Below are 7,962 nucleotides of genomic sequence, written 5' to 3'. Positions count from 1 at the left end.
CCGGCGCAGCGCGCCGGGCCGCAGCATCCGTGTGCGAAGACTTACGAGGCGTACGTGACGAGGCCGAGCTCCACCGGCGACACGAGCTGCGGGTGCGCGGGGCGCACGCGGACGGTGTAGCCGAACGTGCCGGTCAGGCTCAGGGGGAGGGTGCCGCTGAACACCGTCGCGCCGTCCGCCGCCGACTCGCCGGGGGAGAGGCGGTACACCGAGTGGTCGCGCGACAGCGCGTCATCCTGGTTCGTCGCGCCGTACAGCAGCTCGACCGCGACGTCGTCGGGTGAGAGGCCGTCGAGCCGCACGTCGGCGCGCACCTCGAGGGTGTCGCCCGCCTGCGCCTGCTGCGGGATGCCCGAGCTGTCGACGCTCGCGATCGACACGCGACCCCAGGCCTCGCGCACGCGGGCCACGAACGCGGCGACCGCGCGCGCCTCGAGGAACTCGTTCGCCCGCAGCGCCACGTCGTGCGCCGCCGCCGGCACGTACAGACGCTGGACGTAGTCGCGCACCATGCGGTCGCTCGTCGCCTTCTTGCCGAGCTCGGTCATCGTGTGGCGCACCATCTCGAGCCAGCGCAGCGGAATGCCGCCCTCGCGCTCGTAGAAGCGCGGAACGAGCTGGTGCTCGATGAGGTCGTAGAGGGCCGCCGCCTCGGCGTCGTCGCGCTCCTCGTCGTTCGATGCGGTGTCGGCCGTCGGGATCGCCCAGCCGTTCTCGCCGTCGTACCACTCGTCCCACCACCCGTCGAGGATCGAGAGGTTCAGTGCGCCGTTGAGCGCGGCCTTCATGCCGCTCGTGCCGCACGCCTCGAGCGGGCGCAGCGGGTTGTTGAGCCACACGTCGCAGCCGGGGTAGAGGTCCTTGGCGAGCGTGATGTCGTAGTCCGGCAGGAACACGATGCGCCCGCGCACCTTCGGGTCGCGGCTGAAGCGCACGAGCTGCTGGATCAGGATCTTGCCCGAGTCGTCAGCCGGGTGCGACTTGCCGCCGATCACGATCTGCACCGGACGCTCGGGGTCGGTGAGCAGGCGCGTCAGCCGCTCGGGGTCGCGCAGCATGAGCGTGAGGCGCTTGTACGTCGGCACGCGGCGCGCGAAGCCGATGGTCAGCACCTCCGGGTCGAGCAGGTCCTCCACCCACGCGGGGGTGTGGCCGTTGGAGACGGATGCTGCGACCCGCCGCCGCGCCTCGGCCACGAGCTCGCCCTTCATCTGCTGGCGGACGCCCCAGAGCTCGGCGTCCGTCACGACCCCGCGGTCGGTCCAGTCGTGCGTGTCGGTGTGCGCGTCGCCCCAGGCCTGCTCGCTCACGGCCTTGAGGGCGGGGTGCACCCACGTCGGAGCGTGCACGCCGTTGGTGATCGACGTGATCGGGACCTCGTCGGTGTCGACGCCCGGCCACAGCATGCCGAACATGCCGCGGCTGACCTCGCCGTGGAGCACCGAGACGCCGTTGGCGTGCTGGCCGAGGTGCAGGCCGAGCACCGCCATGTTGAAGACGCCCTGGTCGCCGCCGTCCCAGGTCTCGAGGCCGAGCGAGATCGCCCGACCCGCGTCGAGACCCTGGAAGAGGCCGCTCGCGAGGTAGTCGGCGATGAGGTCGCGCGGGAAGCGGTCGATGCCCGCGGGCACCGGCGTGTGGGTCGTGAACACGGTGCCCGCGCGCACCTGCGCGAGGGCCTCGTCGTAGCTGAGGCCGTCGTGCGTGATGAGCTCAGACATCCGCTCGAGTCCCTGGAACCCGGCGTGGCCCTCGTTCGTGTGGTAGACGTCGGGGGCGGGGCGGCCGGTGAGCTCCGACCAGGCGCGCACCGCGCGCACGCCGCCGACGCCGAGCAGCAGCTCCTGCAGCAGGCGGTGCTCGCCGCCGCCGCCGTAGAGGCGGTCGGTGACGCGGCGCATCTCGTCGGAGTTCGAGGGCGTCTCGGAATCGAGCAGCAGCAGCGGGATCCGGCCGATGTCGGCGACCCAGACGCGCGCGTGCAGGCGGCGGTCGCCCGGGAGGTCGAGCGCGATCTCGACGGGGGCGCCGTCGCGGTCCCGCAGCAGCGTGAGGCCCAGGCCGTAAGGATCGAGCAGCGGATAGCTCTCGCGCTGCCAGCCGTCGTCGCCGATCGACTGCCGGAAGTAGCCGGCGCGGTAGAAGAGGCCGACGCCGGTCAGCGGCACACCCAGGTCGGACGCGCTCTTCAGGTGGTCGCCGGCGAGGATGCCGAGGCCGCCGGAGTACTGCGGCAGCGAGCCGTCGACGCCGAACTCGGGGGAGAAGTATGCGATGTGGACGGGCTTGTCGCCCTCGAGCCGCTGGAACCAGCGATCGCCCTCCAGGTAGGCGGTGAGGCGCTCGTCCTCCTCGCGGACGCGGGCGACGAACTCGTCGTCGCGGGCGAGCTCATCGAGCCTCTCCTGGCCGAGCGCACCGAGCATGCGGGCGGGGTTCGCGCCGATCTCGTCCCAGAGGGCGGGATCCATGGAGGCGAAGAGAGCGTGCGTCGCGCGGCTCCACGACCAGCGCCAGTTGGAGGCGAGGCGGTCGAGCGGGGCGAGGGATTCGGCGAGGACGGGGCGGACGGTGAACGTTCGGATGGCCTTCACGCTCGCGATTCTAGGGGCAGAACCTGGAAGCGCTTGCACGAGCGTCCATGGGTCTACGCTGACGCTATGGCAATCGCACGACTGCACGGCGGCCCTCTCGACGGGCAGATCATTCCGCTCGAGCCCGGCGTGACCGACTCGTACATCGTTCCCTACGGCGAGGGGCAGCTCGTCTACCGCCGCGAGGGCGACGAGACACGCACCGGCCCGCAGGACGGTCCCACCGAGGCGCGCTTCGTGTACATCGAGGCCACCGAAGACATCGACCCCAACCCCGACGGTCGTGACGACTGACAGCGGATCGCACAGCGTCGAGATCGAGCTGAAGTTCGACGTCGACGAGGGCACCCCGCTGCCGGACTGGTCGAGACTGCCTGGTGTGGCGAGCGTCGGCGAGCCCGAGCTGCGCGAGCTCGACGCGACCTACCTCGACACCGACGACCTCGCGCTCGCGCACGCCGGCTACGCGGTGCGGCATCGCATCGGCGGTCCCGACGAGGGCTGGCACATCAAGGGCCCGCGCGGTGCCGACGGCGGACGCGTCGAACTGCACTGGCCGCTGGGGCCAGTCGACGAGATCCCGGATGCCGTCGCCGACGCGGTCGCGTCGGCGGCGAGAGCTGCGGACTTCGCGCCGATCGCGCGCATCCGCAACCGGCGCACGGCCTACGCGCTCCGCGACGCGGAGGGCGGCCTGGTGGCCGAGTTCGTCGATGACCACGTCGCCGCGACGGACGAGCGGGCCGGCGAAGACCGGGCATGGCGCGAGTGGGAGTTCGAGCTCGGCCCCGCGGCCCCGGCATCCGCAGACGAGCGCGCCGCGCTGCTCGCCGCCGCCGAGACCGCGGTGCGCGCCGCAGGCGGCCGGGAGGCAGCATCCGATTCCAAACTCGCCCGCACCCTCGGCGCCTGAACACACGCGAAACGCCCCGGACCTTCGAGAAGGTCCGGGGCGTTCTGCGTCAGCTGATCAGAGGTTGATCATGTGGCCGGCGAGGCCGTGGAAGGCCTCCTGCACGGCCTCCGACAGCGTCGGGTGCGTGTGGACGTTGCGCGCCGCCTCGAGTGCGGTGAGGTCCCACTTCTGCGCGAGGGTCAGCTCGGGCAGGAGCTCCGAGACGTCGGGGCCGATGAGGTGGCCGCCGAGCAGCTCGAGGTGCTCGGCGTCGGCGATGAGCTTGACGAAACCGATGGGCTCGCCCAGGCCGTTCGCCTTGCCGTTCGCCGAGAACGGGAACTTCGCGACCTTGACGTCGTAGCCGGCGTCGCGCGCCTGCTGCTCGGTGAGGCCGAACGAGGCGACCTGCGGCGAGCAGAACGTCGCGCGCGGCATCATGCGGTAGTCGCCGAGCGTCATGGTCTCGGCCTTGCCGATCGTCTCGGCCGCGACGACGGCCTGCGCCTCGGCCACGTGGGCCAGCTGCAGCTTCGCGGTGACGTCGCCGATCGCGTAGATGTGCGGCACATTGGTGCGCATGTGGTCGTCGATGTCGATCGCGCCGCGGTCGGTCAGCTTCACGCCGGTGTTCTCGAGACCGTAGCCCTCGACGTTCGCGGCGAAGCCGATCGACATCATGACCTTGTCGGCGTCGATGGAGCCCTGGCTGCCGTCCTTGGCGGTGTACGTCACGGTGACCTTGTCGCCGTGGTCGGCGACCGTCTCGACCTTGGTCGAGGTGAGGATGTCGACGCCGTAGTTCTTGTACTGGCGGGCGATCTCCTTCGAGACGTCCGCGTCCTCGTTCGGCAGCGCGCGGTCGAGGAACTCGATGATCGTGACCTTGACGCCGTAGTTCACCATGACGAAGGCGAACTCCATGCCGATGGCTCCGGCGCCGACGATGACGATCGACTGGGGCAGGTCGCGGGCGAGGATCTGCTCCTCGTACGTCACGACGTTGCCGCCGAGCTGCACGCCCGGGAGCAGCCGCACCTTGGAGCCGGTCGAGATGATCGCGTTGTCGAAGGTCACGCGGTCGGTCGTGCCGTCGGCCTTCGCGACGTCGATCGTGTTCGCGTCGACGAACGAACCGCGGCCCTCGTACTCGGTGACCTTGTTCTTCTTCATCAGGTAGTGGATGCCCTTGACGTGGGTGTCCGCGACCTTGCGGCTGCGGTCCCACGCGACGCCGAAGTCGAAGTGCACGTCACCGGAGATTCCGAAGAGGTCGGCCTTGTGGTGGAACTGGTGCGCGAGGTCGGCGTTCTTGAGGAGAGCCTTCGAGGGGATGCAGCCGACGTTGAGGCAGACACCGCCCCAGTACTTCTCTTCGATGATCGCGACTGTGAGGCCGAGCTGAGCAGCACGGACCGCCGCGACGTAACCGCCGGGCCCCGCGCCGAGGATGGCGACGTCGTAGTGAGGCATGGCTACCAGCCTAGCGGTCGGCCGGAGGCTCGGAGCCGGGCTGCGAGGCTCCGGCGGCGGGGCCCGCGGAGCCGTTCGCGAGCGCCTTCTCGCGGCGTGCGCGCGAGACGAGGAGGTACACGACGGCGCCGATGAGGGCCAGCGCGAGCAGCCCGGCGATGATCCACGGGAGGGCGGTCGATCCCTCGTCCGCCACGGGCTCGCTCGTGACCGACGGCGTCGGCGTCGGCTCGGCGCTCCGCGTCGGCGCGGCCGTCTCGGTGGGCGTCGGCTCGGCCGTCTCGGTCGGGGTCGGCGCGGGTGCGCCCTCGACCGTGAACGAGAACTCGCCCGAGATCGGGTGTCCGTCGCTCGAGACGACCTTCCACAGCACCTTCACGGCACCGGATGCCGCACCCGCGAGCGGCTGGGTCAGCACGTTGTCGCGCACGGTCGGGGTGCCGGAGACGAGCGACGTGCCCGCAGCATCCGTCACCTCCACGACCGAAGCGCCCTCGTCGTCGGCGATCTCCGCGCTGTACGTGAGCGTCAGCTGCGCCGGGAGGGTCGCGGTGGTGCTGTTCGCAGACGGGTCGCTGCCGATCAGCTCGTCGTGCGCGTGGGCGGGGGAGGCCGCTCCCACGACGATCCCGCAAGCGACGAGGACGGCGGCGAGCAGGGCCCAGACGCGGGCTGAGACCGACGTGTGAAGAGTTTGTGACATCACGCGATCGAGCCTATCCGGCTCTTCACTGCGCGCCCCGCGAGGTCTAGCCTGGCGACAGGCGGGCCCCCTGCCCGTCGTCCCCACGCGGAAGGATGCGGCAGATGGATCAGATGATGATGGGCGCCATGTCGAAGGACATGATGTCGATGCCCGGCATGGAGACCATGGACATGTCGGTCATGCAGGCCTGTATGGACGCCTGCTCGGCCTGCGAGCAGGCATGCACGGTGTGCTCCACGCAGATGATGTCGTGCGCCCCCGCGTGCATGAACTGCGCGGACATGTGCAACACGATGATGCGCGCCATGATGCGGATGCAGGGCATGAACCCGGCGACGATGATGTCGATGCTCGACGCCTGCATCGCGATGTGCCAGATGACGATGGACGAGTGCATGGAGCACGCGGACCACAGCGAGGTCTGCAAGATGTGCGCTCAGGCGTGCAAGGCGTGCATGGACGCCTGCATGGCCATGAAGGACATGATGATGGCGATGAGCTGAGGCTCGTCGCTTCCTCTTCGATGGCGCGGTTCGGCGCCTGAGCGGCTCAGCCGCGGAGGACGTTGAACCGCGCGCCGCCCACGGCGAGCACGTGATAGCGCTCGTGGAGTGCGACCGGCGTGCCGGGCGTCGCGGCGGCCGCCGCGCCGGTGCCGTTCCAGAGCGCGACCGGCGACCAGTCCGCGAGCGTGCGGACGATCACGAATCCGGAGCGCTCGTCGGAGGCCTCGACGATCGCGTCCGCCCAGTCCGACGGCGTCGCCGACGCCAGGCGCGCCTGGATGAGGTGCAGCGCGTGGCCGGGGGCGTACGACGAGCAGATGTCACCGTGGTCGCACATGCACGCCGCAGCCTCACGCACCTCGAGGGGCGGGATGTGGCTGTGCGGGCTCGACACGGTGGTCTCCTTCTCGTGCACGGATCGTTCTCGGTCCTGCCAGGCTAGGGAAGCTCGCCGTTCACGGCACCCCGGGCGACACGCGACGAAACATTGCGGCACGCCGGAACGGCAAACCGCCCCTTCCGAGCCTGGGGCGATCGGATAGGCTGGCCGGACGAAGGAGGAAACCGTGGAGCACGACCGCCGACCCGATCAGGGCGACATCCGCCGGGCCGCAGGGGCCGACGCACACGAATCCGACCGCGCGTCCGACACGACGCAGACATTCGGCCACGACTCCGACCTGTCGTTCGTGCCGTTCGGCAGCGAGCTCGGCGAGGCCGAGCTCGACGCGATCGACGCGCTCCCGTCCGGCGCCGCGCTGCTGCTCGTCCGTTCCGGACCCACCGCGGGCGCCCGTTACCTGCTCGACGCCGACGTGACCTCGGTGGGACGGCATCCCGAGGCCGACATCTTCTTCGACGATGTCACCGTCTCGCGCCGCCACGCCGAGATCAACCGCTCCGGCACCTCGTTCGAACTCGTCGACCAGCGTTCGCTCAACGGCACCTACGTCAACGGGGAGCGGGTCGACCGGGCTGCGCTCACCAACGGCGCCGAGGTGCGCATCGGAAAGTTCCGCCTCAACTTCTTCGTCTCACCGGCTGACCTCTCCAGGGCGACGGAGGCCTGATGCCCGCGGCTTCCGCCCGTGACAGGGCGTCGTCCGCGGGTCTTCTCAGCATCGGTCAGGTTCTCGCGCGGCTGTCGCCCGAGTTTCCGTCGCTCAGTTCGAGCAAGCTGCGCTTCCTCGAGGTTCAGGGGATCGTCACGCCGCTGCGCACGGAGTCGGGCTACCGCAAGTTCTCGCAGGACGACCTCGAGCGCCTGCGCCTCGCACTCACGCTGCAGCGCGACCACTACCTGCCGCTGTCGGTGATCCGCGACTACCTCGAAGACGTCGACGCCGGACGCGACCCCGCGACGCCGACCGCCGTGCCGCCGCCGTCGATCGTGCCGGCCCCGCGCCGGTACCGCCGCGACGAGCTGCTCTCGGCCGCCGGAGCCGCGCCCCAGCTGCTCAACGACGCGATCAGCACCGGAATCCTCGCGGGCGCCGAGTCGTACACCGAGCAGTCGGTGACGCTGCTGCGCGCGCTCGTCGCGCTCGACCGTCACGGCATCGAGCCGCGCCACGTGCGGGCGCTGCGGCAGAGCGCGGAGCGCGACGTCGCCCTGGTCGAGTCGGCCCTCGCGCCGCTGCTGCGGCGGACGGATGCTGCGTCCCGCGGCCGCGCGGGCGAACTGGCGCCCGAACTGACCCGGCGACTCGACGACGTGCGCGCGATCTTCGTGCGCGCGGCGCTCGACCGCATGCTGTCCTGACCGACTCCGCGACACGCCGACCCCCG

9 protein-coding genes are annotated in these 7,962 nt (G+C 70.6%); 5 read left to right on the top strand and 4 right to left on the bottom strand.

Going from position 1 to position 7,962, the window contains the following annotated elements:
- Positions 1-41 precede the first annotated feature (41 nt).
- The gene (glgP, locus tag ACFQ7C_RS15925) at positions 42-2,594 is read right to left on the bottom strand and encodes an alpha-glucan family phosphorylase (RefSeq protein ID WP_378903255.1); all 2,553 of its coding nucleotides are present in this window, start codon (positions 2,592-2,594) and stop codon (positions 42-44) included.
- Positions 2,595-2,660: 66 nt separating this feature from the next.
- Here glgP and ACFQ7C_RS15920 point away from each other — a divergent pair, with 66 nt between their 5' ends.
- Both ACFQ7C_RS15920 and ACFQ7C_RS15915 read left to right on the top strand, forming a co-directional pair.
- Entirely contained in the window at positions 2,661-2,888 is a 228-nt protein-coding gene (locus ACFQ7C_RS15920; RefSeq protein WP_378903253.1) for a response regulator, read from the top strand.
- Complete coding sequence (locus tag ACFQ7C_RS15915) at positions 2,878-3,507, top strand: CYTH domain-containing protein (protein WP_378903250.1); 630 nt, start codon at positions 2,878-2,880, stop codon at positions 3,505-3,507. The genes ACFQ7C_RS15920 and ACFQ7C_RS15915 overlap by 11 nt, the downstream gene beginning before the upstream one ends.
- 57 nt (positions 3,508-3,564) lie before the next feature.
- Here the strand turns inward: ACFQ7C_RS15915 and lpdA are convergent, their stop codons facing one another.
- A complete protein-coding gene (gene lpdA, locus ACFQ7C_RS15910) occupies positions 3,565-4,962 on the bottom strand; it encodes a dihydrolipoyl dehydrogenase (protein WP_378903247.1) in 1,398 nt (465 codons plus the stop codon).
- 10 nt (positions 4,963-4,972) lie between these two features.
- Positions 4,973-5,665 carry a copper resistance protein CopC gene (locus ACFQ7C_RS15905; RefSeq protein WP_378903244.1) on the bottom strand — a complete coding sequence of 231 codons (693 nt, stop codon included), beginning with the start codon at positions 5,663-5,665 and terminating at the stop codon, positions 4,973-4,975.
- 104 nt (positions 5,666-5,769) lie between these two features.
- Here ACFQ7C_RS15905 and ACFQ7C_RS15900 point away from each other — a divergent pair, with 104 nt between their 5' ends.
- Positions 5,770-6,171, top strand: a complete 402-nt coding sequence (locus tag ACFQ7C_RS15900) for a hypothetical protein (protein WP_378903241.1) — start codon at positions 5,770-5,772, stop codon at positions 6,169-6,171.
- A gap of 46 nt (positions 6,172-6,217) precedes the next feature.
- Here ACFQ7C_RS15900 and ACFQ7C_RS15895 read toward each other — a convergent pair whose 3' ends face one another.
- Complete coding sequence (locus tag ACFQ7C_RS15895; protein ID WP_378903238.1) at positions 6,218-6,568, bottom strand: hypothetical protein; 351 nt, start codon at positions 6,566-6,568, stop codon at positions 6,218-6,220.
- A 172-nt stretch (positions 6,569-6,740) separates the two neighbouring features.
- Between ACFQ7C_RS15895 and ACFQ7C_RS15890 the strand changes: the two genes are divergently transcribed.
- Together ACFQ7C_RS15890 and ACFQ7C_RS15885 are read left to right on the top strand one after the other, a co-directional pair.
- On the top strand, positions 6,741-7,244 hold the full coding sequence (locus ACFQ7C_RS15890; RefSeq protein WP_378903235.1) for an FHA domain-containing protein: 504 nt from the start codon (positions 6,741-6,743) through the stop codon (positions 7,242-7,244).
- Complete coding sequence (locus tag ACFQ7C_RS15885) at positions 7,244-7,936, top strand: MerR family transcriptional regulator (RefSeq protein ID WP_378903232.1); 693 nt, start codon at positions 7,244-7,246, stop codon at positions 7,934-7,936. Before ACFQ7C_RS15890 ends, ACFQ7C_RS15885 begins: the two co-directional genes overlap by 1 nt.
- Positions 7,937-7,962: the final 26 nt, after the last annotated feature.

The organism is Microbacterium sp. NPDC056569, from assembly GCF_042793475.1.
In the GTDB taxonomy this organism is placed as follows: Bacteria; Actinomycetota; Actinomycetes; order Actinomycetales; family Microbacteriaceae; genus Microbacterium.
Note: the sequence above shows the minus strand (reverse complement) of the source record. Positions and strands in the feature narration are given on the sequence as shown.